General features: G+C 44.6%; 22 protein-coding genes and 1 tRNA gene. 18 read left to right on the plus strand and 5 right to left on the minus strand.

The annotated features are described in order from the left end of the window. The first annotated feature begins 14 nt into the window (after positions 1–14). From SHALO_RS02470 to yedA, 4 genes are all read left to right on the plus strand, one after another. Positions 15–836: a MetQ/NlpA family ABC transporter substrate-binding protein gene (locus SHALO_RS02470; RefSeq protein ID WP_069477224.1), complete on the plus strand. Its 822-nt coding sequence runs from the start codon at positions 15–17 to the stop codon at positions 834–836. Between the two features lie 118 nt (positions 837–954). Next, positions 955–1,031 (plus strand) — tRNA-Arg (locus SHALO_RS02475). Positions 1,032–1,208: 177 nt separating this feature from the next. Beyond that, positions 1,209–1,661: an Lrp/AsnC family transcriptional regulator gene (locus SHALO_RS02480; protein WP_069477225.1), complete on the plus strand. Its 453-nt coding sequence runs from the start codon at positions 1,209–1,211 to the stop codon at positions 1,659–1,661. 20 nt (positions 1,662–1,681) lie between these two features. Then, complete coding sequence (yedA, locus tag SHALO_RS02485) at positions 1,682–2,623, plus strand: drug/metabolite exporter YedA (RefSeq protein WP_084010668.1); 942 nt, start codon at positions 1,682–1,684, stop codon at positions 2,621–2,623. Here yedA and SHALO_RS02490 read toward each other — a convergent pair. Further along, on the minus strand, positions 2,612–3,451 hold the full coding sequence (locus SHALO_RS02490; protein ID WP_069477226.1) for an aldo/keto reductase family protein: 840 nt from the start codon (positions 3,449–3,451) through the stop codon (positions 2,612–2,614). The genes yedA and SHALO_RS02490 overlap by 12 nt on opposite strands. A gap of 259 nt (positions 3,452–3,710) precedes the next feature. Here SHALO_RS02490 and SHALO_RS02495 point away from each other — a divergent pair, with 259 nt between their 5' ends. Continuing rightward, the gene (locus SHALO_RS02495) at positions 3,711–4,982 is read left to right on the plus strand and encodes a SagB family peptide dehydrogenase (protein WP_069477227.1); all 1,272 of its coding nucleotides are present in this window, start codon (positions 3,711–3,713) and stop codon (positions 4,980–4,982) included. Here the strand turns inward: SHALO_RS02495 and SHALO_RS02500 are convergent. After that, complete coding sequence (locus SHALO_RS02500) at positions 4,958–6,310, minus strand: MATE family efflux transporter (protein WP_069477228.1); 1,353 nt, start codon at positions 6,308–6,310, stop codon at positions 4,958–4,960. The genes SHALO_RS02495 and SHALO_RS02500 overlap by 25 nt on opposite strands. 208 nt (positions 6,311–6,518) lie before the next feature. Between SHALO_RS02500 and torA the strand changes: the two genes are divergently transcribed. From torA to SHALO_RS02525, 5 genes are all read left to right on the plus strand, one after another. Continuing rightward, entirely contained in the window at positions 6,519–9,068 is a 2,550-nt protein-coding gene (gene torA, locus SHALO_RS02505; RefSeq protein ID WP_084010670.1) for a trimethylamine-N-oxide reductase TorA, read from the plus strand. 3 nt (positions 9,069–9,071) lie between these two features. Beyond that, positions 9,072–9,632, plus strand: coding sequence for a hypothetical protein (locus SHALO_RS02510; RefSeq protein ID WP_069477229.1), 561 nt, complete (start codon positions 9,072–9,074; stop codon positions 9,630–9,632). A gap of 100 nt (positions 9,633–9,732) precedes the next feature. Beyond that, on the plus strand, positions 9,733–10,419 hold the full coding sequence (locus SHALO_RS02515) for a response regulator transcription factor (protein ID WP_069477230.1): 687 nt from the start codon (positions 9,733–9,735) through the stop codon (positions 10,417–10,419). Then, positions 10,409–12,001, plus strand: a complete 1,593-nt coding sequence (locus SHALO_RS02520; RefSeq protein WP_069477231.1) for an ABC transporter substrate-binding protein — start codon at positions 10,409–10,411, stop codon at positions 11,999–12,001. The genes SHALO_RS02515 and SHALO_RS02520 overlap by 11 nt, the downstream gene beginning before the upstream one ends. After that, positions 11,998–13,677: an ATP-binding protein gene (locus tag SHALO_RS02525; protein WP_069477232.1), complete on the plus strand. Its 1,680-nt coding sequence runs from the start codon at positions 11,998–12,000 to the stop codon at positions 13,675–13,677. Before SHALO_RS02520 ends, SHALO_RS02525 begins: the two co-directional genes overlap by 4 nt. Before the next feature lie 48 nt (positions 13,678–13,725). Here the strand turns inward: SHALO_RS02525 and SHALO_RS02530 are convergent, their stop codons facing one another. From SHALO_RS02530 to SHALO_RS02540, 3 genes are all read right to left on the minus strand, one after another. After that, a complete protein-coding gene (locus tag SHALO_RS02530; protein ID WP_069477233.1) occupies positions 13,726–15,177 on the minus strand; it encodes a methyl-accepting chemotaxis protein in 1,452 nt (483 codons plus the stop codon). Further along, positions 15,149–15,655 carry a PAS domain-containing protein gene (locus SHALO_RS02535; protein ID WP_025343691.1) on the minus strand — a complete coding sequence of 169 codons (507 nt, stop codon included), beginning with the start codon at positions 15,653–15,655 and terminating at the stop codon, positions 15,149–15,151. Before SHALO_RS02535 ends, SHALO_RS02530 begins: the two co-directional genes overlap by 29 nt. 231 nt (positions 15,656–15,886) lie before the next feature. Beyond that, complete coding sequence (locus SHALO_RS02540; protein WP_069477234.1) at positions 15,887–16,363, minus strand: hypothetical protein; 477 nt, start codon at positions 16,361–16,363, stop codon at positions 15,887–15,889. A 136-nt stretch (positions 16,364–16,499) separates the two neighbouring features. On the opposite strand from SHALO_RS02540, the gene SHALO_RS02545 reads away from it, so the two are divergent. From SHALO_RS02545 to SHALO_RS02580, 8 genes are read left to right on the plus strand one after another with little or no spacing between them, the layout of a single operon-like run. Further along, a complete protein-coding gene (locus tag SHALO_RS02545) occupies positions 16,500–18,014 on the plus strand; it encodes an NADH-quinone oxidoreductase subunit G (protein WP_069477235.1) in 1,515 nt (504 codons plus the stop codon). Beyond that, positions 18,011–19,294, plus strand: coding sequence for a complex I subunit 1/NuoH family protein (locus SHALO_RS02550; protein WP_069477236.1), 1,284 nt, complete (start codon positions 18,011–18,013; stop codon positions 19,292–19,294). Before SHALO_RS02545 ends, SHALO_RS02550 begins: the two co-directional genes overlap by 4 nt. Then, positions 19,295–19,789: a NuoI/complex I 23 kDa subunit family protein gene (locus tag SHALO_RS02555; RefSeq protein WP_069477237.1), complete on the plus strand. Its 495-nt coding sequence runs from the start codon at positions 19,295–19,297 to the stop codon at positions 19,787–19,789. Continuing rightward, positions 19,786–20,283: an NADH-quinone oxidoreductase subunit J family protein gene (locus tag SHALO_RS02560; RefSeq protein WP_069477238.1), complete on the plus strand. Its 498-nt coding sequence runs from the start codon at positions 19,786–19,788 to the stop codon at positions 20,281–20,283. Before SHALO_RS02555 ends, SHALO_RS02560 begins: the two co-directional genes overlap by 4 nt. Continuing rightward, complete coding sequence (gene nuoK / locus SHALO_RS02565; protein ID WP_069477239.1) at positions 20,280–20,600, plus strand: NADH-quinone oxidoreductase subunit NuoK; 321 nt, start codon at positions 20,280–20,282, stop codon at positions 20,598–20,600. The genes SHALO_RS02560 and nuoK overlap by 4 nt, the downstream gene beginning before the upstream one ends. Beyond that, on the plus strand, positions 20,597–22,480 hold the full coding sequence (nuoL, locus tag SHALO_RS02570) for an NADH-quinone oxidoreductase subunit L (RefSeq protein ID WP_069477240.1): 1,884 nt from the start codon (positions 20,597–20,599) through the stop codon (positions 22,478–22,480). Before nuoK ends, nuoL begins: the two co-directional genes overlap by 4 nt. 1 nt (position 22,481) lies before the next feature. Further along, complete coding sequence (locus tag SHALO_RS02575; RefSeq protein WP_069477241.1) at positions 22,482–23,963, plus strand: complex I subunit 4 family protein; 1,482 nt, start codon at positions 22,482–22,484, stop codon at positions 23,961–23,963. Continuing rightward, positions 23,963–25,468, plus strand: a complete 1,506-nt coding sequence (locus SHALO_RS02580) for an NADH-quinone oxidoreductase subunit N (RefSeq protein ID WP_069477242.1) — start codon at positions 23,963–23,965, stop codon at positions 25,466–25,468. The genes SHALO_RS02575 and SHALO_RS02580 overlap by 1 nt, the downstream gene beginning before the upstream one ends. The last annotated feature ends 114 nt before the right edge of the window (positions 25,469–25,582 follow it).

Here is a 25,582-nt window from a genome sequence, read left to right on the forward strand (position 1 = left end):
TTTAAGGAGTACACATGTATAAACGTTTAGGAGTTCTTTTAGTGGGAGCCGTGCTTGCATTTAGTGGCTGCAGTGGCGATAAAAAAGGTGAAGACAAAGCCGCTTCAAAAGAAGATAAAAGTGCGAAAACGATTATTGTTGGCGCAACACCCGTGCCACACTCTGAGATATTGGAAATTGCAAAACCTCTTTTAGCCAAAGAAGGCTATACGCTTGAAATTAAAGTGTTTAATGATTATGTCATTCCCAATAAAGTCACTGACAGTGGTGAGATTGATGCAAACTTTTTTCAGCATACACCGTATCTTAAGGAGTTTAACAAAAGTCAAGGAACGAAGCTTGTGAGCGTTGGGAATATTCACATTGAACCAATTGGTGTTTACTCTAAAAAGATTAAAGCGCTTTCTGAGCTTAAAGAGGGTGATAGTGTTGCAATCCCCAATGACCCAAGTAATGCTGGACGCGCTTTGGATGTTTTAGTAAACGCGGGGCTTATCAAACTTAAAGATGCTGAGCATAAAACTAAACTGGACATCGTTGAAAATCCAAAAAATCTTACTTTTACAGAGCTCGAAGCGGCGCAACTTCCTCGTGTGATCGAAGATTTTACAATTGCGGTCATTAACACCAACTACGCTCTTCCTGCAGGACTCAATCCAAGTACCGATGCACTAGCATTGGAGTCTGCCAATTCTCCATACGCGAATATTTTAGTCGTCAAAGCGGGTAATGAAAATAGCGACAAAACCAAAGCCCTTCTCAAAGCGGTTCAATCCGATGAAGTGAAGAAATTTATCGTTGAAAAATACAAAGGTGCTATTGTTCCTGCTTTCTAATGTAGGGCAGACGCATTTACTCGATCAAGGTGTACTTTCGAGTACACTTTGACTCTCCTCGTTTTAGGTTTCCTAAGTCTATTTTTGTTATAATCCCGCCACACCAAATCTCTCAAATGTCCCGATAGCTCAGCAGGATAGAGCATCAAATTCCTAATTTGAAGGCCATGCGTTCGAATCGCATTCGGGACACCACCACGTTTTAATTCCTTCTTTAAACTAAACGTTTGATCTTTTCATTCTCAACTCATAAAAATTAACGAAACGTTTCAAAAACTACATTATAATTTTCTATATGATTGAATTAAGTGCTACCTAAAACGATTCGTTCTAAAAGAAAATCAATCCGTTATACTTTTATAGGAGAAAACGATGGATGAAATTGATGTACAGATTCTAAAATTGCTGGAACGCACTGGCAGGCTTTCCCATGAAGAGATTGGAAAGCTGGTTCATATCTCAAGACCTGCTGTGCATCAGCGTGTGGCTAAGCTTGAGAAAAATGGGGTGATTAAAGGGTATCGCGCCATTATTGATTGGCGAATGCTGGAGCAAAAAATTCAAGTGTTTATCTTTGTCAAAGTGAAATGCCAATCGTTTCAACAGATTACTGCAAAAATTCTCAACATCACCCTAGAGAACGGTGCTATCTTAGAGTGCCAGCGTTTAGCAGGCGAGTGGTGCATGGTGTTAAAAGTACGCGTGAGTTCTCCGGATGATATTACACGCTTTTTGGATGAGCTTGTAACGTTTTCTGAAGTGTATGAGACATCGACCACGTTTATTCTCTCAACCCTGCATGAAAACGGCTTTAGTGAACTGTAAAATTGAAGAAGGAAATAAGCATGAATGCTTTACATGTAAACGAAAATCTAGCGATAGAATACAAAAAAACCATTATGACTGTCGTGGCATTGCTAAGTGTGTACATTGTCTGGGGCAGTACCTATTTGGGGATTAAAATTGCCATCGAAACTTTTCCACCTTTTTTAATGGCGGGGATTCGCTTCCTTATCGCAGGGGCACTTTTGTATGGTTTTGTCGTGGTGAAAGAGAAAAAGCATCCCAAGCTTATTGAGTGGAGAGATACCACAATCATTGGCACGTTGTTGCTTTTGGGTGGTAATGGGCTTGTCGTGATTGCTGAAAAAACAATTCCTTCTTCGATTGCCGCTATTGTGATTGCAACGGTGCCTTTGTGGATGATAGTGATCGCTTGGCTACTGAAAAGTCAAACAAGACCCAACAAAAGTACGCTTATAGGAACTCTCATCGGCTTTATCGGTGTGGTGATTTTGATGTTTCCCTCGGATCAAGAGCATCTTCACTTTGATACATTTGGGCTATTGTTGACATTCTTAGCGGCTATTTTATGGTCATTCGGTTCTATCTATTCTCAAAAAGCAACCTTGCCAACTTCGGTGATGCTCTCAACTGCCATGCAGATGCTTAGCGGTGGCTTGGTTTTAATGATCACTGCCACGCTCTTTGGCGAATGGCAACAGTTTCATATAGAAACGCTCTCTTCGCGCTCGTTGTTTGCTTTGGCGTATTTGATTTTTATCGGCTCTTTGGTGGGCTTTAGTGCCTATGTCTGGCTCTTAAAAAATGTCTCACCCTATCTTGCCTCAACCTATGCCTTTGTCAATCCGATGGTCGCACTTTTTTTAGGATACTTTTTTGCCGATGAAGTGCTAAGTGTGAAAGCGTTAATTGCAACGGTGTTGATTATCAGCGCGGTTGTGATGATCACCCTCTCAAAAGCCAGAAAAAGATCACACCAGTAGCGCATCAATGCGCGCTATTTCAAGAGGGCTGAGCGTAAACTCACAGATACTTAAATCCTCTTTCATATGCTGCGCGGAGGTTGTGCCATTGAGGGGGATAATACCTTGGTGCATCACATAACGGTAGAAAATTTGCGCAGCACTTTTGCTGTAATTTTGGGCAATTTCTTGAAGAATGAGCGAATGTAAAATGTGTGGATTGGCACTCAGCGTCCAAAAACTCTGATAAATCATCCCTTTTTCGTTTGCCCACGCACGAAGCGTTGTATCGTAATGAACGTCTGCGTAAAAACGGTTTTGAACGATGGAGGGTTTAATGCGTGCATCTTCAAAGAGTTTGTGCAGCAACGAAGGATCGTAACAGTTGCTAATGCCGATATGGCGGACATCCCCTTTGTCAAACAGCGATTCAAAGACTTTCCAAGCTTTGAGTAAATTCACATAAGGAAAAAGGGGTGAATGCAATAAAAAAGAGTCCAAATAGTCTGTTTGCAAATTTTGCTTGGAGACATGACACGATGTGAGAATCTGCTCTTCCAACGAGGCATGTGAGTCGTAGGGCACCCTTTGGGAGTCATGAGCGTTCAGTGGTGTGAATTTGGTTTGAAGAAAAAGCTCTTCTCGCTTGCCTCCTTGGGAGTAAAAACGAGCACACCCTTCGCCGACGAGTGCTTCTTCATAATGCTTAGGTTGGCACGCCGTATCAATGCCTCTAAAACCGCTTTCAAGTGCTAAGGCGACTAAATCTGCTGTGCGCTCTTTTTTCCATGCGGTGCCATAAAGCATGGATGGAATCGGGATATTTTGATTGGTAGTAATGTAGTGCATAGTGAGCTCCTTTGGTATATTAGAGTTCTGCAAGAACTCTTGACACGTCTTTAAAGCAAAGCTCTAAAGACTACGTTAACACTGGGTTCTCTTCGGCAGAGTGCCCACGCACCTTTGGTGCTTCTTTTTGTAAAATTAGTTTGGTAATAATTCTATTGTATACAAACAAATTTTTAAGGGTGCTTTACATGTAAGATTAAACCTTACATGTAAAGCGTTCTAGAGAGAGGACACTGTAGGATAGCACAAAGGAGTCACGATGTTGTCTTACCATGCCCAAACGATGCACTCATACAGCTCTGTGCGCACTAAGTCTCACAGCATTGACTGGGATCATCCACCCAAACAATTTAAAATTTACCCTGAAACGTTTACGCGCATTCCGCTTGATAAAAAGAGTCCCGATCACCGCTTTTTTTATTTGATTGGCGGTATCACCGCACAAAAAAGTTACCCAGGTGTGACGTATGCTCTGCGCACCAATCCCAGTGCTGGGGCACTGTACCCGACCGAAATCTATGTGCAGATACGAGGTATGGAAGGCTTTGAAAATGGCATTTACCATCTCTGTCCTTATGAAACGTCGCTTGTATTGCTGTACCCGTTGCCTGAGGATGAAGGCGTTGAGAGCTTTTTACATGTAAAGAAAATCAAAGGGTTTGTCTTTCTTTTTTCAACCTTGTACTATCGCTCTTCATGGAAGTACAAAGATCGTGCATTTCGCTACTGTTTGCACGACACGGGGCACATGATAGGCACACTTGAGGCTTCGTGTCTGCTGAGTGCAAAGTCATATTGCATTCTTTACACGATGGATAAAAAGGGTTTAAACACGCTTTTTGGATTCACGCAAGAGGAGTTTTTTCTCTCCTCAGCCATCGTTGGCGAAGAAGATGAAACGCTTACATGTAAAGCGCCAATGCTAAGCTTGCCGTATGTCAATGGCACAGGATTTTTTGAAGCCAATGCGCGTGTGGAAGCGGTGTATGAATCCACGTGTGCACTTTTGCCTAAGCAGCAAACGACAACAATGCCTGCGTTTAACGTGGATAAAGAGCGTTTCATGCAAGCGATTTGGAAGCGTCGCTCCATTCGTGACTTTGCCCAAAAGCCTCTCTCCAAAGAGGAGTTTTTAGCTGTTATGGATTTTATAACCCAGCCCATTGCGAGTGATTGCGATGCCGTGGTGGAAATCTATGCGATCATCAACCGTGTGGAGGGAATGGAGCAGGGCGTTTGGAAGGAGGGTATTTATCTGCAAAGCGGTGATTTTGCACGCAAAGCAGGGTACCTTTGCTTGGAGCAAGCCTTAGGCGAAGAGAGCGGTGTTACCTTCTTTTTAGTAGGGAACGAGGATAAAAACTACCAAGCAATGGTGCAAAAAGCAGGAATTATCGGGCATCGTATGTATGTGATGAGTGAATACATGGGCTTTGGGTGCAGTGGTATTGGGGCGTATTATGATGAAGAGGTGATGGCGTTTTTAGACACGCAGGGCATGATTCTCTACGCCCTTGCGATCGGTCGATGAGGCAGTTGACGGTAGGTGTAAACGAGTAAAAACAGAGCAGAACTGTACACAATGCCTCCAAGACCTATCCACATCCAGACAAAGGAGAGCTCCCAATAGTTCACACACAGAGTGAACACAATGCTAGGCGCTAAGATTTGGCGGAAGAATCCGACGTAGAAAATCATCGCAGGTTTTTTGATGCCTTGCAAGGTGGCGACACACGAAAAATGGGTCACGTAACCGAAAAAGAGAAAGAGCATCACATAGATGTAAGTTGTGCCAGAACGTATCACTTCCACGCTTGGGTCAAACTGCGAGACCAACCACTCTCCGCTAAACCACAAAACGCCCATGCCGATGAAACTGAGTGTGTAGCCATAAACAAGCGCATAAAAAAGCGTTTGACGCACCCGTTCAAATTTGCCTGCGCCCATGTTATTGGACACAAGACTCAGCACCGCACTGCTAATGCCAAGAGAGGGCAATAACATCAACTGCTCCACACGAAACCCGATGCCATATCCCGCAACCGCTTGGTAGCCATACAAGGTGACAAAATGAAGGGCGATCAGTGAGCCAAAGGACATCATCAGCATATTGAGCCCTGGTGGCATTGCTTGGGTGAAAAACGTTTTGTAGATGCGACGATCTGGGTAAAAATGCGCTTTACATGTAAAGCCGATCAGCCCAGTTTTAAGACTTTTATACAGCAGATACCCTGCGTTAATCACTTGGACTAAAACCGTAGCAAACGCAATGCCACCGATGCCCATCGCAGGAATAAATCCCCAACCGTAAATGAAAAGAGGGTTGAATGCAATATTGGCAAAAAAGCCAAAAATAAGGGTGTTGCGATAACTCTTCGTATCGCCCGTTGCATACAGAACACTGTTGAGCGCAAAATTGGCAAAGAAAAAAGAGGTGCCCAGTAAAATCACCTCGATGTAACTAAGCGCAAGCGCGTGGTAACGCTCCTCCGTTCCGATCCATGTGAGCAGCTCCGAGGCAAAACAAAACCCTAAAAGCCCCAAAAAAATGCCCACAGTTACCACCAGCGCAACTCCTTTTTTAGCGATAATGCTTGCAAGAAAGAAGTGCTGTTTTCCATACGCATGCCCAATGAGTGCGGTTAAAGCACTCGTGCCACCGTACGCCATCCCAATGATGAAAAAAAAGAGAAACGAAGAGGCGGAGAGTGCTGCGAGTGCTTCGGTGGAGATAAGCCCCGCATAGTAGGTGTCAACGATGTTGTACAAGGTGTTAAAAAGCATCCCAAGACTCGAAGGAATGGCAAGTTGACGCAAAAGCAATGGGATAGGTTTATGGGTCAGTGACGTTGAATCCATGCAGGCTCTTTTTGATTTTATCATAACGCTTTAGGGCTTTAAAAGAGCTCTTATTTTGCGGTTATAAAAATGATTTAACACTCATTAATTCCTCATTTTATTTCGTTAAGCTTCATTTATAAAAATAAAAACTACACAATAAATGTAATTTTTATTTAAGGTTTGCATGTTTCCAGTATGAAAAATCGTTCAATCTAAGGAGAACACAATGACAAAGAAGATGGACAGAAGATCGTTTTTAAAAGTAGGCGGTGCTGCGGCAGGTGTTGCTGTAGCAACGGTAAGTGCTACAGCGATTCCTTTGGTGGGAGATTCTATTTTGCAAGATGGCGTTGATGGTGTGAGTGCCTCACACTTTGGTGCGGTTAAGACCAAAGTACGCAACGGTCGCTTTGAAAGTGTGGAAGCATTTGAAGGTGACAGCTATCCTAGCACCTTGATTCAAGGGCTTCCTGCGCGTACCTATGCGCAAGATCGTATCTTATACCCATGCGTTCGTGAGGGGTATTTGAAACATGGGTACAAAAGCGATAAAAGCAAACGTGGCTCAGACAAATATGTCCGTGTTTCATGGGAAAAAGCCTTTGATTTGATCGCCGATGAGCTCAAACGTGTCTATAAAAGTTATGGTCCTGATGCTGTCTTTGGGGGAAGTTACGGTTGGTTTTGTGTAGGAAGTCTCAACAACCCACAAGCGTTGGTCGGCAGAATGTTAGGCGTTGCAGGTGGCTACACGTCACGTACGCTAACTTACTCAACCCATGCGATTCGTGCGATCACCCCTTATGTAACGGGTGGCGATGAGTCAAGTAACCAACAAACCGCGTATCCAAATCTGATTGCCAACTCTGAATGTATCGTTTTTTGGAGCAGCGATCCTATCAACACCAACCAAATTGCGTGGGGTGTGCCCGATCATCAATCGTATGAGTATATGAAACAGCTCAAAGCTGAGGCTAAAAAACGCAATATCAAGTTCTACTGCATCGATCCAGTCTATAACAACACGGCGATGTATTTTGGAGCAGAACACATCAAAGTGCGTCCAACGACCGACGTTGCGATGATGCTCGGTATGGCACACTATCTGTACAGTGAAAACCTCTACAGCAAAGAGTTTGTGGAAAAATACACCAGCGGTTTTGCGGAGTTCAAAGCCTATCTTTTAGGTGAGGGTGAGGATAAAGTTATCAAAACACCTGAGTGGGCGGCTAAAATTTGTGGTGTGGAGGCAAGCGTGATTAAAATGCTTGCTAAAGAGTTTGCCTCAAAACGTACGATGCTCATGGGTGGTTGGGGATTCCAAAGAGCGCACCATGGGGAGCAACCTCACTGGATGCTGATAACTCTTGCGAGTATGCTCGGTCAGATCGGACTTGCTGGTGGAGGATTTGGATGTGCGTATCACTACTCAGATGGTGGTGTTCCTGCCCCTGCAGCTGCGACTGGCAATCCTTTAAGCGATGTCAAAATGGGCAATGGTAGCCAAGGCGCTGCAGCAAGTGCGGATGCTCCTGCGGCATCTCCAGGATTAACAGGCATTAGTGTCAACAGCAAAGTGGATGGACCTTGGAAACAACGTAAAATTCCTGTGATTCCTGTTTCGCGTATCGTTGAATGTTTGGAAAATCCTGGTCGTGAGATTTTGTTTGATGGTAAAAAACTCACCTATCCTGATTTGAAAATGGCGTATTGGGCGGGTGGAAATCCTTTCCATCACCACCAAGATCGTAACCGTATGATCAAAGCGTGGCAAAAATTTGAGACCTTTGTGGTGAACGAGTGCTTCTGGACAGCAACGGCGCGTATGGCAGACATCGTCCTTCCTGCAACCACAGAGCAAGAGCGCAATGACATCACCAAATCACACACCAACAGCTACATCTTTGCGATGAAAAAAGCGGTCGAACCCGTCGGTGAAGCGATGGATGATTTTGACATTTTTGTGAACATCCTACGACGTTTTAGTGCCGCAGAAGTGTTAGCATTTACTGAGGGTAAAAGTAAAATGGAGTGGATCAAATCGTTTTACGATGAGTCTTACAACAAAGCAAAAAAATCTGGCGTTGCGATGCCTGCTTTTGATGAATTTTGGGAGAAAGGTTTTGTGAAGTTTGAGACACCTGAAGCGGCTAAAAATTTCATCAAGTACAAAACCTTTAGAGACAATCCTGTGACCAACCGTTTGGGAACGCCATCCGGTAAAATCGAGATTTTCTCGAAAAAAATTGCAGGATACGGGTACAAAGAGTGCAAAGGGCATCCAACATGGTTTGAGCCGATGGAGTGGCTTGGCAGTTCCGTGGCAAAAGAGTTCCCACTCAATCTTGTCTCTCCACACCCAAAATACCGCCTTCACTCACAGCTCAATAACACATGGCTTCGTGATCTTGAAGAGGTTCAAGGCAGAGAGCCTATCTGGATGCACCCTAAAGATGCCGCCAAACGAGGCATTCAAAATGGCGATGTCGTGCGCATCTTTAACAAACGCGGACAAGTGCTTGGAGGTGCTGTCGTGACTGAAGCCGTGATGGAAGGCGTTGTACGTATGCAAGAGGGCGCTTGGTATGATCCTAAAGAGCCAGGCAAAATTGGTTCATTGTGTGTGCATGGTGATGTCAATGTCCTTATCGCCGATGTTCCAACCTCAGAACTTGCCCAAGGCAATCAAGCCACAGCGCTGGTTGAGATTGAAAAATTCAAAGGGGAAATACCTGCCATTGGCATCTTTAAAGCCCCTGTGATGAAAGGAATGTAATTTATGTTGTTTAGAAAGATACTTGGAATGCTCTGCCTCACGTCGCTCCTTTTTGGGGCGGGCGGGTCGTTTATGAGCAAAAATAGCCCTCTGTTTTCCGATGCGAGTGCCAAAGAGGCTTTGGGCGAATTGATCGTCTCGGCTGAGGTAAAAGAGCTCTCAAAAAGCGGAGAGTATACCGAAGTTGAATTTACAGGCTATCAGCCTAAAGACAGTGGCGTTGTGTATGAAAAAACGGGGGTACTGATCGTTGGATTCGAGACGGCAAAAGCCAGTGCGGTTAAAATCATCGGTGAAAAAACAGATGAATATGGCACTGTTTGGTCGCATGTGACAGTCAAAGGCTTTGTTGTCACCAGCGCACTTGGCAAAGATAAAGGGAGTATTTTACAAGCGGGTAAAGATCTTTTTAGCGCCAAATGTGGTACCTGCCATGCCCTTCATGCTGAGAATGAGTTTGATGCCAATGTATGGCCAAGCATTCTTGAAGCGATGGGTGAACAAGCCGCACTTTCGAAAGATGAGAAGTATTCGATTATGAAGTATCTGCAAAACTATAAGTAGGTTTGCCTTCCTTCGCCTGCAAAGGCGAAGGAATCTCATACGCTCCAAAGATAAAATAGGCTAAAATCTTTACATGTAACATCATTTCAAAGGATAGTAGATGGAACTTTGGCTGGAAAAACTCAAATCTTTGCGCATGCTGTACGCCGAGGATGAAGAGGGAATTCGAAAGCCCATGGCGAACACGCTTTCGTACTATCTCAAAGAGGTGCTTGAGGCGCGAGATGGCGAAGAGGCGCTTGATCTTTACTACGAACAACGTCCCGACATCATTCTGACCGATCTTCGTATGCCCAAAAAAGATGGGCTTTATATGGTCAAAGAGATTCGCAAGTGTGACAAAAAAACCCCCATTGTAATGATTACCGCGCATACCGATAAAGAGTATCTGCTCAGTGCCATTGAGCTTAAGATCGAAAAATACCTGATCAAACCCGTTGCACTGGATGAACTCTTAGGCGCTCTTAAGTTGTGCGTGACCGAAATTGAATCAGGTCGTTCCCTTTTTCTTGAATGTAAAAATTGCAAATTTGACTTTAAAAACAGGCGCATTGTGTACGATGATGGTAAAGAGACCGAACTGACCCATAAAGAGGCGGATTTTTTAGAGCTGCTGCTGCGCAAAAAAGGGATGGTGGTCAGTTACGAAGAGATTGAAGTCAATGTCTGGAAAGAGGAGTTTATGAGCATAGCCGCTCTTCGCACCTTAGTCAAATCCCTGCGGAAAAAGCTGCCCAATAGTTTTATCAAAAACCACTCTCAAACGGGATACAGTTTTGAGGTTTAGCTCTTTTTTACTGTTGCTTTTAAACCTTTTTTATGGGACTCTTTTAGCAGAAGAGCAGACGTTTTACCATGAAGATTCGAGTCAAGAACGTGTTTTACATGTAAGAGATCCACGCTCTCATATCAAAGTTTTTTTACCCTCTATGCCATACAATTATGTCTCGCGCTTGGTCAATGAAGGCTTAGTGAGACTGGCAGAAAACGATCAAGGTTGGGAGTATGCTTTAGCGATCAAAAGCACCAAACTTTCACCGCTTTTGTATGAGTTTGAACTGCGCCAAGGGGTTCGTTTTCAAGATGGAACCCCATTTAATGCCGACTCGATCATGCACAATTTTAGCTACTTTTTAAAACAACCGTTTAACTATACCAATATTCACAACGCCCTTAAACGGGTCGAAAAAGTCTCAGAGTACAAAATCCGTCTGCACCTTAGCGAGCCTTATGGGATGCTCTACCGCGACCTTGCGCGCATCTACATCTACTCCGAAGCGTATCTCAACACCTTTGGGTGGGGAGGTGCTGAGACAGGGGCGAATATCAAGGCATCAGGTCCCTATGGACTGGGACCTTATATTTTGGTCGAAGGGATGATTACAGGGCGCAAACAGACCCCAAAAGCGATTCTCAAAGCCAATCCTTACTATTGGGAGAAAGAGTATCCTTCCATTGAAACGATTACTTTTTTTACGGAGCTTTCAACCTCTGAAGCGCTTCGGTTAGCCTTGTTTACGGATGGCGGGCTTGATTTTATGCAGATTTCTTTCAATAAAAAAATCGAAACGATGCTCTCTCCTTATGCCAAACTGGTCTCGATGCCTTCCTCCCATAACTTTACGATCTACTTTAATTTGCTCAAACACTACTCCCCCATCGCGCGCAAAGAGGTGCGCCAAGCGCTGAATTGTGCCTTGAATCAACAAAGCTTGCTCGATTTTACCTACAAAAAAGAGGGTAGACTTAACCCTGCGGCACTTAAAGCGTGCCCTTTGGACGCGGAAATGGTGGAGCGTACGTTAAAGGGGTTGGAACTCAATGTCGCTACCCAAGATTCACTGCTGTTTTTATGGAAAGGGATTGAGTATCAACTCTCGATGTATGGCGTGAAGTTTCACTACACGATTACGACGAGTGAGAAAGAGATTTACGACTTAACGCAAAAAAATCATAAAAGCATTCAAGAGTGGGATCTTTTGATTCAAAATACCCAAGATTGGTATGGCAGACACCCTTGGCCGATTTTTATTCGCTACCAAGAGAACAATCCTTGGAGTTTTGTCCATCATGATGCTTTGATGAAAGACTATATTGAGGCATTTTTTGGGCTTGAACAAGAAGATGTGCTGTTTCAAACACTGACCCAAAAGATTCAAGATCGAGCGTGTGAGGAGGCGTATATGCTGTTTGTTCCGATTCCCAATGCCGTTTTTGCGATGAATAAAGAGCTGGTTTTTGAACCACTTGGCATCGGTATGCAACCGTTTTGGAAAGCGAAGATTACCGATCAACACTGGTCGGTGAGGGGTGATAAACCTTATCCTTTAGTGCTTCAAAATCCTCTTTTACCAAAGCGACTCCCATGAAAAAAATCCCTATCAAATACAAACTCTTATTGCTTTTTAGCTTCTCCTTCATCGGGATGCTCATCCTCTCAGAGCGTACCTTTGCGCTCTCTAAAGAAAACATCAGCAATGCAACCATGATTTTTGAGAATTCGCGTAGTACGCAGCATCTGCAAGAGAATTACATCGAGCCGACTAACGTTTTGCGTGAGATGAGCCTCTCGTTGGTGATGTCGCCCAATGAGGATTATCGTAAAAATATTGAAATTGACATTGTGAAGCAACGCAAGCGTCTGGAAGAGAATTTTAGCAAACTGGATGCGCAAACCTACGCTTCGTGGAAGGCCTATGCAAACAGTGTGGAAAAGACGTGTGGTTACCTTGGCGCACGTTTTGAAGAGGGTGCGTTTGTGCATGTGAATTCGATTGAGCGAGAACATTACTACGCCCTTCTAAATCGCCTCAAAGCACTCCAACATGACGCAGTGAATCAAACAGAGCAAAATTTTTCAGACATTCAAACCAGCGCACGTGCACTCAAATATGAACTCGCCATTCTCGTTCTTCTGCTCTCCACATTGGTCTTTGTGGCAGGCTATCTGCTCTCCAGCCACATTGTCTCTTCCATCTTAAAACTTCAAGAGGGGCTCAAAGACTTTTTTGGTTATTTAGAGACCAAAACGATACAGCCCAAACCCATTGAGCTTAACAGCCGCGATGAGCTTGAAGATATGTCTAAACTGCTCAACCGTAACATCGCAAAAGCCTCGGCAACGATTGCGCAAGATATTCTTTTTATTGAAGATGCGATCAGTGTGGTCAATGATCTTAAACTGGGAAAACTCTCCTCTCGTCTTCATTCTAAAGCACAAGCGCCTGAATTGCAACTGCTTAAAGATGTGGTCAATACAATGATCGATAATCTAGAATCGAAGATCAATGAGGAAATTTCAAAGAGTACCGAGCAAGAAAAACTGCTGATTCAGCAGAGTAAATTGGCGAGTATGGGTGAAATGATCGGCAATATCGCGCATCAATGGAGACAACCTTTGGGGGAACTGAGTGCGCTTTTGATGAACATTCAAGTGAAACACGACTTTAACGATCTGGATGATGCGTATATGCTCGCCTCCATTCAGCAGTGTATGAAAATTAATGGTTACATGTCAGGCACGATCAGTGATTTTCAAAACTTTTTTAAACCTTCCAAAGAGAAAGAGGTTTTTGAGATCAGCGAAGCGTGTGAGCGTTCTATCGCGATTTTGCAAGCATCCCTTAAGTACCACGGCATCGAATTTTCGTTCGATATTTCCGAAAAGATGGAGGTGCTGGGCTATCCCAATGAGTTTGCTCAAGCACTTTTAAACATTCTCTCCAACGCCAAAGATGTCTTAAGTGAGCGTGAAATCAGCAATCCATTTATTCGTTTGAATCTCAAAAAAGGGTACAAATACATTTTGATCGTGATCGAAGATAATGGTGGCGGCATCGCACGTGAGCAAATGGAACGCATTTTTGAGCCGTACTTTACCACCAAGTATGCAAAACAAGGTACCGGCATCGGGCTTTATATGACGAAGATGATTATTGAAAATAACATGGGTGGCATTATTACCGTTAAAAACACAGAAATTGGGGCACTTTTTACAATTAAATTGCCCAGCATTTCAGAGGTAGCTGTGGAGTATGAGGCTTAAAAAAAAGCGTTTACATGTAAGTCAAAGATGCTTACATGTAAAGATGCTTTAGGCATGAGTGTTTTTCTCTGCAACCATCTCATCAAGGGTTTTAAAGAGCACTTTACTCTCTTTTTCCACCTCTTTAAAGTAGTGCACAATCTGCTCTTTCTCCTCCAAAAGGTTTGAAGAGGTGGAATGAATCAGTTTTGCCACTTCGAGCACATGGGTGTGGAAATTTTGGTGTGGCGCATAAAGCGCTTTGAAGCTTTGCGTATCGCCAAAAATCTTCGCCCCATCGTGATGGTACCACTCACCCAAGCTACAGGTTTCATGGTTTTGGAACGATGCGTCTTTGTCATTGACATACACAGCACTGTAGGCGTTGGACTTAAAGATTGCGTGGTTCATCTTCGCTAAGGTGATAAAAATCGTCTGCTGAATGGTATTGATGTTCGTGGCGGTTGTGTTGGAATGATCAATCAGGCTGTCAAACGTCGTACTGAGGTTATCCAGCGTTTTGGTAGAAGCATCGGCATTTTCTTTCATCGCATCGGCATTGGTCTCAAGCCCTGCGGTCTCTTGTTGCAGCATCTTAATCGACACAGCGATCTCCGCGGTTGCTTTTTGGGTGGTTTCGGCTAGTTTTCGCACTTCATCAGCGACCACGGCAAAACCACGTCCGTGTTCACCTGCGCGCGCCGCTTCAATGGCGGCATTGAGCGCAAGCAGATTGGTTTTATCGGCGATGTCATTGATCATATCGACCACATTGCTGATATCGCGCGTTCGCTGTGCCAGAACGCCAATACTCTGCTCATTTTGGTTGACAAATTCGACCAAGGAGGTGATCTTGGTGATGGTGTCACGTAGATTTTGGTAGCTTCCTTTGGTCTCATCCGCGTAAATCTCGCCATCGTGTGCAATATCTTTGAGACGCTCCACAATGATGGTCAGATTGGACTGAACGGTTGAGAAGTCATTTGAGCCACTGCTGATTTGCGCCAGTTCAGCATTGAGCGTGTTGCGTGCGATAAATTCGTGCGTTTGCTGCATCGCATGCACCGATTGATTGACCATGTTGGTCTGCTCTTTAAACTCGCCGTGCATTCCTTTTTGGAGAATTTTACGGCTAAAATCCTCTTTGGACGCCGCTAAAATGGTCGATTTAATCTCTTTGGTAACGAGCTCAAAATTATCCAAAAGAGAGTTCATATTGGAGCAGAGCAGTTTAAGTTCTCCGCCATCTTGAACATTTACAATGCGTCCGTGTAGATTACCGTGCTCGCTCTCTTTGACAATGTTTGCAAGTGCATGAATGGTTTTTTGTACCTTTCGGATATTGATAAACATAAACCAGCCCAGTGCAAAATTGCTAAGGTTGAGGATTTGAATCCAGTGCAGGCCATTAAAGGTGACTTCCAAGCAAAAGGCAATAAAAAAAATGACCAGTGAAATGAGGTTGGCATCTTGGATTTTTGCAAGAGACGATCTATTCATACGAGAGGATGAAGGCATCATAGCTGACCTTTAGTTGAGATAGCGTATTTTCTAAGACGGTATTGGAGGCAGATATGCCACCTTGTCTTTCGGCGTTGAGCATTTTTTGGTAAAGAGGGATAATGACATCAAGCCCTTTTTGACTGGGCGCACGACGCACGGAGTGGTAGCCAATCAGCTGATTGGTGTTCGTGTCAATAATGGGTGTAATGTAGGCATGTACCCAGTAATATTGATTGTTTTTCGTGCGATTTTTCACATACGCAAAAACCTCTTTGCCCGCTTGAACACGCTCCCACAGAAGTTTGAAAATCGCTTTGGGCATATCGGGATGGCGTAAGACGTTGTGGGCAGCTCCGATGAGTTCGCTCTCTTTAAAACCAGAAATCTCGATGAAAAGATCATTGGCATAGGTAATTCTGCCCTTAAGATCGGTTTTAGAGACAATAAAAAGATTTTCATCAAAACAGAGCTCATCGCCTTTTTGAGTAATGGACATGACGGTTACTCCTTTTAAAATTGTTAAGTATTAAGTATAACGAAAAAAACAATCACTTTGTCACACATCCTTATGCAAGAAACATTCCTAATCACGATTCATTACTTTTCGTAACGTAATTAATTAAATAGCGTTCTTTCAGAACTCTTGACACGTTTTTAAAGCAAAGCTTTAAAAACTACGTTAACACTGAGTACACTTGGGCAGAGTGCCCACGCACCTTTGGTGCTTTTATTTATCCGTTTTAAAGGTAAAAATAGCGCCTTGACTTTGGGCGGTTTGGTTCAGGATAACATTGGCTTGCCAGATCATGTTGCCAACCACGCAGGTAGGCAGCATTCCCTCTCCTTCATAAACGTCTTGGGAGGTTTGGTTGAGTTTAATCGTATGGAGTCCCATGTTCATATTGGTCGCAAAAAGTTTGATCTCGAGGGAGGGCAGATCAACCGTGGAGGTGACCTTAAACTGCAAGGGCTTCATCAGCGGAATCTCTTTGGGTATTATCTCTAAAGAGAGCATGGAGCCATCTTTCAGTGTCACGTCACAAGCGCTTACATGTAAATCACACGTGTCACTGCTCTGCACAAAATGGGTATCGCCCACCCACCATTGATACACATCGTGCGAGTCAATCAACACATACGCCCCAATGCCAACAACCGCGATTATTTCGATGATAAGCCACTTAAAAAATCGAGACGAGAACATAAAGTCTCCTTCTAAAAAAAGTGTATGGAGTTTAACATCACTTGGGTAAATTTTTAGTAAATTGGATGCGACAGCTCCTTTAAAGTTGACGCTCGCTAGAATTGGAATACTTCATCCAAACGAGGATAGCAATTTTATGGCGCATATTATGGTTGATGGCACGGTATTAGAGGTTAAAGAGGGTGCTTTATTAATTGAAGAACTGCTCGTTCACAAGATCAATATTCCCCATTTTTGTTACCACCCAGCCCTTGGAAAAGATGGCAATTGTCGTATGTGTATGGTCGAAATCGAAGGGCAAAAACGCCCCCAAATCGCCTGTGATACGCCTATCATTGAGGGCATGATCGTCCGCACCAAAGGTGCCAACATCGACCGCGTCAAACGCTCCATTTTAGAGCTTGAACTCATCAATCACCCCATTGACTGTCCTATCTGCGATCAAGCAGGCGAGTGTTCCCTTCAAAACTATTATATGGATGTAGGACTCTATGAGAGTCGTTTAAGCACACCCAAAGTCAGAGGCGAAAAGCATGTCGATCTTGGGGCAAATGTCGTACTCGATCAAGAGCGTTGCGTGCTCTGTACGCGCTGTGTGCGTTTCACCAAAAATATTACCAAAACCAATGAACTAGGCGTCCTCTCCCGTGCCGATCATTCGGTTATTAGCACCTTCCCAGGGGCTAAACTGACCAACCCTTATGCGATGAATGTGGTCGATCTTTGCCCTGTGGGCGCACTCACCAGCAAAGATTTTCGCTTTCAACAACGGGTCTGGTTTTTAAACACCAAAGAGGCGATCTGCGATCATTGCGGCAGAGGCTGTTCTATTTTTGTTGATCACCATAAAGAGAAGTATAAAGATGAGATGGTGTATCGTTACCGACCACGCCTCAATGAGACAATCAATGGCTATTTTATCTGCGATGCAGGAAGGCTTAGCTACACCAAAGAGAATGAAAACCAAGCATTTCATGCCCTCATTCGTGGCAAAATGAGCGAATACGAATACGCCGAGGGAAAACTCCTGCGCCTTTTAAAGCGCCACTTGGGTAAAACGCTGTTTCTGCTCTCTTCAAACCTCTCTTTAGAAGAGATGGTGAGGGTGCAAAAGCTCTCAAAGCTCTATGAAATAACGTTGAATGCTTACGAGCCTGAGCGATACGATGCCACGTTTGGCGATGATTTTTTAAAATGCAATGATCGCTCTGCTAACGCCAGAGCACTACCGCTTTTAGGGATTGATACGAGCAAAGAGGGTTTGGAAACAGCGCTTGAAAAGGCAGAACTGGTTGTGCTTATCGGACGCAGTGATGCACACATGATTCAAGAAAGTGGCTACACGCGCAATACCGTGATTCTCTGCTCCAACTGTGAGGTTACATGTAAAGAGGTGGAACTCGTCCTTCCCATCGCTTCACACACCAGACGCGAGGGCAGTTTTATCAATGTGGACGGCTACATTCAGTACAGCGCCTGTGCCATTCAAAGCGAGCACGGACACAAAACACTGCTAACGCTTTTGGCTGCCATTTTAGGCGATACGATCTTTACATGTAAAGAGGTTTGGGACGCCGAACTCTTCTTTTACGAGGTGCTAAAAGGCGTAAGCTTTGAGTCACTGAAAACCACACCAAAGATCGCGCTATGAGCACGCTTAGCGCTTTTGTTGTTATCCTCAACGTCGTTTTAGCACTGCTTTTTTCGCTTGGTTTAGCGCCTATTTTAGTCTGGGTGGAACGTCGTGTGGCGGGACTCATTCAAGATCGTTTAGGCCCCAATCGTTGTCATATTAACGGTATTCGCCTCGGTGGATTGGTACAATCCTTAGCCGATATGCTCAAATTGGCCTTCAAAGAGGATTTCCAACCCAAAGCAATTCAAGAGAGTTTCTTCTTCTCTTTGGCACCCGTCATCGTCTTTGTCTCCGCGTTTTTAAGCTTTATGGTGATGCCCTTTGCCGATGATCTGATCATCAACGGCGAGCGTTTCACCATGCAAGGTTTGCCGACGGATCTGGGCATTCTTTGGTTTTTAGCGTTAGCGGGATTGAGCGTTTATGGCATTATGCTTGGTGGCTGGGCGAGTCGAAGCAAATACTCCCTTTTGGGCGCTATGCGTGCAGGTGCGCAGGTCATCAGCTACGAAGCGGCGATGGGACTTTCGGTGGTTTCACTGCTCATTACCTATGGCTCCATTCATTTGGGCGACATTGTGGCATATCAAGGTGAGCTTTTTTTGGGTTTTATTCCCGCGTGGGGCATTGTGGTGCAACCTCTTGCCGCGCTTATTTTTATCGTAACCGCGTTTGCAGAAGCCAATCGTACGCCGTTTGATTTAGCGGAGGGCGAGAGCGAAATCGTCGGAGGCTATCATACTGAATACAGCGCGATGCGTTTTGGACTCTTTTTCGTGGGTGAATATGTCGCAATGAGCGCCTCTTCTGCATTGATCGTAACCCTCTTTTTGGGTGGCTACCATCTGCCGTACCTCAATACCCAAACGCTTCAAACCACGATGCCGTACGCGTTAGGTTTTATCATACTAGCCCTTCCTCTGGGCAGTTTTTATGCGATGCGCTGGATCAAAAAACATAACCGTTGGTATAAAGCAGACGATGTGCGAAACACGGAAAGTGCGGTGTTGCAAAAAGGGTTGATTGGTCTGAATGTTCTGGTCATTGCAGGGCTTGGAGCACTGCTTTATCTAGGTCTTACGCCAACGTCTACGAATGTCGCTACGGCGGTCATTCAGGTCTCAACCTTTGCGGTCAAACTGCTTTTTATGAACTTTGTGTTTGTTTGGGTACGCTGGACTTTGCCTCGTTTTCGTTACGACCAGTTGCAAACCCTCGGGTGGAAAGTGCTGATGCCTTTGGCGATTGCCAACATCGTTATCAGCGCGATTATTATCGTGGTAAAGGGGTTGTAGATGGGCATCAAAGTCGTTAAACGTCATGGCAATACCCTCAAAGAGAAGCTCTACATTCCTGCCATTTTTGGCGGTATGAAAACGACGCTTTCGCATTTTATCACCAATCTCAGTGATAAGCCGCATATTCCCACCATTCTTTATCCCGAAGAGCAACCCCATGACATCAGTGAACGTTACCGAGGCGTGCATCGTCTGACCAAACGCGAAGATGAGAGTGTGCGTTGTGTGGCGTGTTTTATGTGCGCGACGGCGTGTCCTGCGGAGTGTATATTCATCGAAGCAGAAGAACGCACAGATGGGGTTGATGAGAAGATGCCCAAACGTTTTGATATTGACCTTTTAGAGTGCGTCTTTTGTGGCGCATGTGTCGAGGCGTGTCCGTGTGACGCGATTCGCATGGACAGTGGCATTTTTAGTTTTATCGGTAAAAAACGCGAAGATTTTGTGCTTACCAAAGAGCAACTTTTAGCCAACAAGGAGAAAAAGCAATGATGGATATTCTCTTTTTACTGCTAGGCTCCTTTGCCATTTTAGGCGCTATTGGAATGGTCGTTTTTCATCAACCCGTCCACAGTGCACTGAGTCTTATTTTAACGATTCTAGCACTCGCAGGGTTGTTTGCGCTTTTGAGTGCTTCGTTTTTATTTATGGTGCAAATCATCATCTATGCAGGCGCAATTCTGACACTTTTTATTTTTATCATCATGTTTTTAAACGTCAAAGAGGCGAATTTACCCAAAGAGCCCAATAAAAATATCACGCTCTTTTTAGGCTCCATTGCACTGGTACCGTTCAACTTTTTGATTCTCCGCGCATTTTACACAATGCCTTTACATGTAAACCCGGTTGAGAGTGATTTTGGGAAGATCAAACCCCTTGGCATGGAGCTTTTCACGCAGTGGCTCTTGCCGTTTGAACTCATCTCTATTTTACTCCTTGTGGCACTCATTGGTGCCGTTGTTCTTGGTCGAAAGGACGAAGCATGATCGCCAATACCCTTTTTGGCTACATCGTTGTTGCCATGGTACTTTTTTCCATTGGTCTTTTAGGCGTCATTAGCCGTAAAAATATCTTTGTGATTTACATGTCGATTGAGCTGATGCTCAACGCTGTAAACCTGATGTTTGTCGCTTTAAGTAACTACCATCACGATATGGGTGGACATGTGATGGCAATGCTGATCATTGCGATTGCCGCCGCCGAAGCAGGGGTGTTTTTATCGCTGATTATCGTGCTTTACCGTCGTAAAAAATCACTCGATTCGGATATCTTTCGAACTCTTTCTCAAAAGGAGGCTGTATGAGCGCTCTTCTAGCAGGAATTGTTTTAGCGCCACTGCTCTCTTCGGTGTTGATCGGACTTTTGTATATGCTGAGCATCACCAAAATACCTCTGGCTAAAAAATGGTTTACCCTGCCTGCACTCTTTGCGCCATTTTTGAGTTTTTGCTTTGGTCTCGTTGCCTTTTTAGAGGTTGCGAAAAGTGGTGTTGCGTTGCATTTTGAGCCCTATTTATGGCTAAGTGTAGGTGAATACAAAATCTACATGGGCTTTTTGGGCGACAAACTCTCTTTATTTATGGTGCTTTTTATCACCTTTGTGGGATGGTTGATCCACCTGTACGCCACCGCGTATATGAGCGATGACAAAGGCTATGGCAAATTTTTCTTCTACTTCAACCTCTTTTTAAGTTCGATGCTTCTGCTCGTCCTTGCCGATGGGCCGCTCATTATGTTTATTGGTTGGGAAGGGGTAGGGCTTTGTTCGTATTTGCTCATTAGCTTTTACTTCCAAGATAACTCCAACGTTGTGGCGGGCAATAAAGCGTTCATTGTCAACCGTGTGGGCGATCTTGGCTTTTTGGTAGGATTGGCGATTCTCTTTTTTTACTGCGGCGATGCAGGGTTTAGCTATCCCACTATTGCGCACCAAGTCGTTTCCATGCCTTCTTCCTTACTCCAAATCGTAGGCATTGCGCTCTTTATCGGTGCGATGGGCAAATCGGCTCAAATTCCACTCTACGTCTGGTTGCCCGATGCCATGGCAGGCCCAACGCCTGTTTCAGCGCTGATTCATGCCGCAACGATGGTAACAGCAGGCGTTTACATGGTTGCGCGCTTCTCCTTTTTGTATGATCTCATTCCAAATATTGGACTTTTCATTGCCTACATTGGCGCGTTTAGTGCGCTTTTTGCCGCGGTAATTGCGACGAAGCAGAGCGATATTAAAAAGATTTTAGCCTATTCAACGATGTCGCAACTGGGCTATATGTTTATCGCCGTGGGGTTGGGTGCGTATAGTAGCGCGCTTTTTCATGTTTTTACCCACGCTTTTTTCAAAGCGCTTCTTTTTATGGGCGCAGGTGCAGTCATCATCGCGTTGCACCATGAGCAAAATATCTTCAAGATGGGCAAAATGCGCCGTGTCACACCGGTGGTGTACCTCACGATGCTGATGGCAACCTTAGCGATCAGCGGGATTCCTCCTTTTGCTGGCTTTTTCAGTAAAGATGAGATTTTACTCGTCGCGTTTGCAAGTGGTGAATACGTCATTTGGGGTATTGCTGTGTGTAGCGCTGTTTTGACCGCGTACTATATGTTCCGACTCTTTTTTGTCGTTTTTGAGGGTAAAAATGCTTTACATGTAAATCCTCCGCACGATGTCTCTTGGGTGATGAAAGCCCCTCTTGTTGTGCTGGCTTTGGGTTCGCTTTTGGCAGGCTTTATGGGCTTACCTTCACTTTTAGGCGGAAGCCATCTGCTTGGTTCGTGGCTTGGTGAATGGGGCATGAGAGCGATAAGCGTAAGCCATGAAACCGAGTGGCTTTTACTCGGTCTTAATGTTGCTATTTCACTTCTTGGCATTGGCATCGCGTATCAAAAATTCTATGGGTACGATCTTTCAAGCCACAAAGAAGCCAAAGGCATTGTCTACAATAAGTTTTATATCGATGAAATTTATGATGTTTTGTTTGTGCGCTCCATTCGAAAACTCAGCGAATTCATCGCGGTGGGATTGGATGTCAACATTGTCGATCGCGTCATTATGGGGCTGAGCCATGGTTTTATCAAACTAGGGCATGTGGTCGCACTGGTGCAAAATGCCAATGTCCGCTTTTATGCGCTTATTATGATGCTCGGCATCAGTGTCGCGTCATGCTATTTGATTTGGGCGGTGGAGTAACATGAATATCGGCATCCTTTCAATCATCATTTTTCTACCCATGGTCGTAGCACTCGTGTTGATGGTAGCACCTTTTTCTTCGCGCATCACGCGCAATGCCGCGTTTGGCGTTTCGCTCACCATCTTCGCATTGGCACTTTACATCTACACCCATTTTGAGCTCACGGGCGCGCTTCAATTTAAAGAATTTTACCCGTGGATCAAGAGTTATGGCATCTCGTACAGCCTTGGCATTGATGGTTTTTCGCTGATTATTTTGATGCTGATTGCCACGCTGATTCCGAGTGCATACCTGCTTTTATGGAACAATGCGCGCTCTAAAAGTTACTGGATCAGCATGCTCTTTATCCAATCGGGCATCAGCGGTACGCTCTTTTCGCTTGATCTCTTTTTATTCTACTTTTTCTGGGAAGCGATGTTACTGCCCGTATTTATGATTATCGGTCTGTTTGGTTCGGGCAATCGCGTCTTTTCAACGCTGAAAATCACGATTTACACCATTATGGGTTCGCTCTTTATGTTTGTGAGCATTCTCTATTTGGGTGTGGCGCACTATTATGAATTTGGTGTTTGGAGCTTCGCACTCTCAGATTTGGTCAATATCACGACCATTGCGCGTGAGCAAAAAATCTTTCTCTTTTTTGGATTTATGCTCGCTTTTGCGATTAAGATTCCACTCTTTCCGTTTCACTCATGGTTGCTTCAAACCTACTCCAACTCGCCTACGGGTGGCGTTTTCTTACTCTCATCCATCATGGCAAAATTAGGCGTGTACGCGTTGGTTCGTTTTATGATGCCCCTTTTCCCCGACCTCTTTGTCGAGTTCTCGATCTATTTTGTCGCACTTGGCATTTTTGGATTGGTCTATTTTGGCATCGCCGCGATTTGTCAAATGAACATCAAAAAGATGTTTGCCTATTCGTCCGCTTCGCACCTAGGATTCATCACCGCGGGTGTTTTTGCGCTTAATGTGCAAGGCATGATGGGAAGTGCCTTTTTGATCGTCGCGCACGCTATCGCTACGGGTGGACTTTTCTTATTGGTTGGTGTGATGGAGCGGCACTTAGGCATTCGCTCGCTTTCAGCTCTTGGAGGCATCGCGACCAAAGCACCGTGGTTTACGCTTTTCTTTGCCATTATGCTCTTTTGTACCGTGGGCATTCCTGGAACAAACGGTTTTGTAGCGGAGCTGTTGATCGTGTTGGGTATTTTTCATTATAATCCTTACCTTGGCGTGCTCTCCGCACTCACCGTTTTAGTCGCCGCAAGTTACATGTTTTGGGTCTTTCAAAAAGCGGTTTTGGTTAAGAGCGACAACGATGTCTCGAACATGAAAGACTTAACATTGTATGAGATTTTAGGCTTGCTTCCTTTAGCGGTGCTGATCATCGCGATGGGTGTTTACCCCGATCTTTTCTTGTATAAAATCGAGCCAACCTTGCAGCACTATCTCATCGATATTTTACATGTAGGAGTGAAGTGATGCTTTGGACACACCTCAGTTATCTTTTGCCGCTTATCATTGTTGCAGGCGGGGCGGTTGTTTTGATGCTTCTCTCCCCCGTTGAGCGTTTTTCGATGGAGCGTTTTTCACTCTTTACCTTTTTGATTTTACTGGGAGCTTTGGGTGCCGATCTGTTCTACTTTGGGGAGCTTTTCACCGCTTTTCCGATGCAAGAGCTCTTCTCCAAGATGCTTATTGTTGACAGCTATTCGGTCTATTTTGACGCATTGATTTTGAGTGGTGCTCTGGTAACTTCCCTCATTGGAACGCACTATTTTCAAGCGAAACGTCACTTTAAAAAAGAGGTTTTCTCACTGTTTCTCTTCTCTGTTTTTGGCATGATGCTTTTGGTTCATGCGAATGAGCTTTTAACCGCGTTTATCGCGCTTGAGATCGCATCGCTTTCTCTTTACGTGATGATCGGCTTTCAAAAAATTCACGATAAACGGGTCGAAGCAAGCTACCAATACTTAGTGCTTGGCTCCATTTCAGGGGCATTTTTCCTTTTAGGTTCTGCGCTGATGTATGCAGGGGTTGGCACAACCATTTTGGGCGATATTGGAAAAGCGCTCGATGTACAGATGGGCAAAGATGTTTCGCTCATAATCATCGGTGCGACGTTTATCTTGGTGACGTTCTTGTTTAAAATCTCCGCATTTCCGTTTCAAAACTGGACGATTGACGTGTATGATGGCTCGCCTCTGCCCGTAACCGCGTTTATGGCGGCAACCTTTAAAGTCGCCATTTTTGGTTTTGTGCTTCGTTTGATGCTTATCGATCTTGACCCGATTCGCGACATTTGGGACACGCTTTTTGTCGTCGTGATTTTAGCGACCCTGCTGTATGGAACGCTCTTAGCGATCATTCAAGAGAGTCTTAAGCGCATGCTTGCCGCTTCAAGTATCGTTCACACGGGCTACCTACTCATCGCCTTTGTCTCCATTGGCTACGCAGGTGAGAGCGCATCTTCCTCCATTATCTTCTACCTCGTCGCCTATTTTCTCTCTGCGATGGGTGCGTTTGGACTCATCTCGTACATTGCCGCCGATGAGCATGTGCGTGTCACATACGAGGATTTTCGTGGCTTTGCGCACGTGCATCCGTATATGGCGGCAATGCTAAGTGTTTTTATGCTCTCGCTTGCAGGCATTCCAAGTACGATCGGATTTGTCGGTAAATTCTACATTTTCACAGGAGCGATTGAAGCGGGCTACACCTTTCTAGCCGTATGCGGCATCATCGCCACGTTTATCTCGATCTACTACTACTTCAAGCTCATAGCACTCATGTACTTTTACCCCGCGTGTGAGAAAGAAGGAGCCATGATCCCCACGCTCAGTGGCATTACGCCCATTACGATTGGTGTGATTGCAATTGCGGTCATCTGGGGAGGCATCGGCAATACCTTTATCGCCTATTTCCCAGGGGTTGATTTCTTGATTGATACCGCGAGACTTTCGTATATGTCGTTGTTTATTAAATAGCCTTTACATGTAAAGGTTATTTTTCTTTTTAGATATAATTACTCGTAATAAAGTGATTAAAAAATATAAGCATGATAAAGGTTATATTGTGAGTAAATATTATCCACCAGAATT

It is taken from the genome of Sulfurospirillum halorespirans DSM 13726 (assembly GCF_001723605.1).
In the GTDB taxonomy this organism is placed as follows: domain Bacteria; phylum Campylobacterota; class Campylobacteria; order Campylobacterales; family Sulfurospirillaceae; genus Sulfurospirillum; species Sulfurospirillum halorespirans.

Excerpts from the sequence above, each read along its gene's own strand:
- SHALO_RS02550 (WP_069477236.1), top strand. The coding sequence starts at position 18,011 with ATGAGCACGCTTAGCGCTTTTGTTGTTATCCTCAACGTCGTTTTAGCA.
- SHALO_RS02560 (WP_069477238.1), top strand. The coding sequence starts at position 19,786 with ATGATGGATATTCTCTTTTTACTGCTAGGCTCCTTTGCCATTTTAGGC.
- SHALO_RS02500 (WP_069477228.1), bottom strand. The coding sequence starts at position 6,310 with ATGGATTCAACGTCACTGACCCATAAACCTATCCCATTGCTTTTGCGT.
- SHALO_RS02555 (WP_069477237.1), top strand. The coding sequence starts at position 19,295 with ATGGGCATCAAAGTCGTTAAACGTCATGGCAATACCCTCAAAGAGAAG.
- SHALO_RS02490 (WP_069477226.1), bottom strand. The coding sequence starts at position 3,451 with ATGCACTACATTACTACCAATCAAAATATCCCGATTCCATCCATGCTT.
- SHALO_RS02530 (WP_069477233.1), bottom strand. The coding sequence starts at position 15,177 with ATGATGCCTTCATCCTCTCGTATGAATAGATCGTCTCTTGCAAAAATC.
- nuoL (WP_069477240.1), top strand. The coding sequence starts at position 20,597 with ATGAGCGCTCTTCTAGCAGGAATTGTTTTAGCGCCACTGCTCTCTTCG.
- torA (WP_084010670.1), top strand. The coding sequence starts at position 6,519 with ATGACAAAGAAGATGGACAGAAGATCGTTTTTAAAAGTAGGCGGTGCT.
- SHALO_RS02525 (WP_069477232.1), top strand. The coding sequence starts at position 11,998 with ATGAAAAAAATCCCTATCAAATACAAACTCTTATTGCTTTTTAGCTTC.
- yedA (WP_084010668.1), top strand. The coding sequence starts at position 1,682 with ATGAATGCTTTACATGTAAACGAAAATCTAGCGATAGAATACAAAAAA.
- SHALO_RS02545 (WP_069477235.1), top strand. The coding sequence starts at position 16,500 with ATGGCGCATATTATGGTTGATGGCACGGTATTAGAGGTTAAAGAGGGT.
- SHALO_RS02470 (WP_069477224.1), top strand. The coding sequence starts at position 15 with ATGTATAAACGTTTAGGAGTTCTTTTAGTGGGAGCCGTGCTTGCATTT.
- SHALO_RS02510 (WP_069477229.1), top strand. The coding sequence starts at position 9,072 with ATGTTGTTTAGAAAGATACTTGGAATGCTCTGCCTCACGTCGCTCCTT.
- nuoK (WP_069477239.1), top strand. The coding sequence starts at position 20,280 with ATGATCGCCAATACCCTTTTTGGCTACATCGTTGTTGCCATGGTACTT.
- SHALO_RS02580 (WP_069477242.1), top strand. The coding sequence starts at position 23,963 with ATGCTTTGGACACACCTCAGTTATCTTTTGCCGCTTATCATTGTTGCA.
- SHALO_RS02575 (WP_069477241.1), top strand. The coding sequence starts at position 22,482 with ATGAATATCGGCATCCTTTCAATCATCATTTTTCTACCCATGGTCGTA.
- SHALO_RS02535 (WP_025343691.1), bottom strand. The coding sequence starts at position 15,655 with ATGTCCATTACTCAAAAAGGCGATGAGCTCTGTTTTGATGAAAATCTT.
- SHALO_RS02515 (WP_069477230.1), top strand. The coding sequence starts at position 9,733 with ATGGAACTTTGGCTGGAAAAACTCAAATCTTTGCGCATGCTGTACGCC.
- SHALO_RS02480 (WP_069477225.1), top strand. The coding sequence starts at position 1,209 with ATGGATGAAATTGATGTACAGATTCTAAAATTGCTGGAACGCACTGGC.
- SHALO_RS02495 (WP_069477227.1), top strand. The coding sequence starts at position 3,711 with ATGTTGTCTTACCATGCCCAAACGATGCACTCATACAGCTCTGTGCGC.
- SHALO_RS02540 (WP_069477234.1), bottom strand. The coding sequence starts at position 16,363 with ATGTTCTCGTCTCGATTTTTTAAGTGGCTTATCATCGAAATAATCGCG.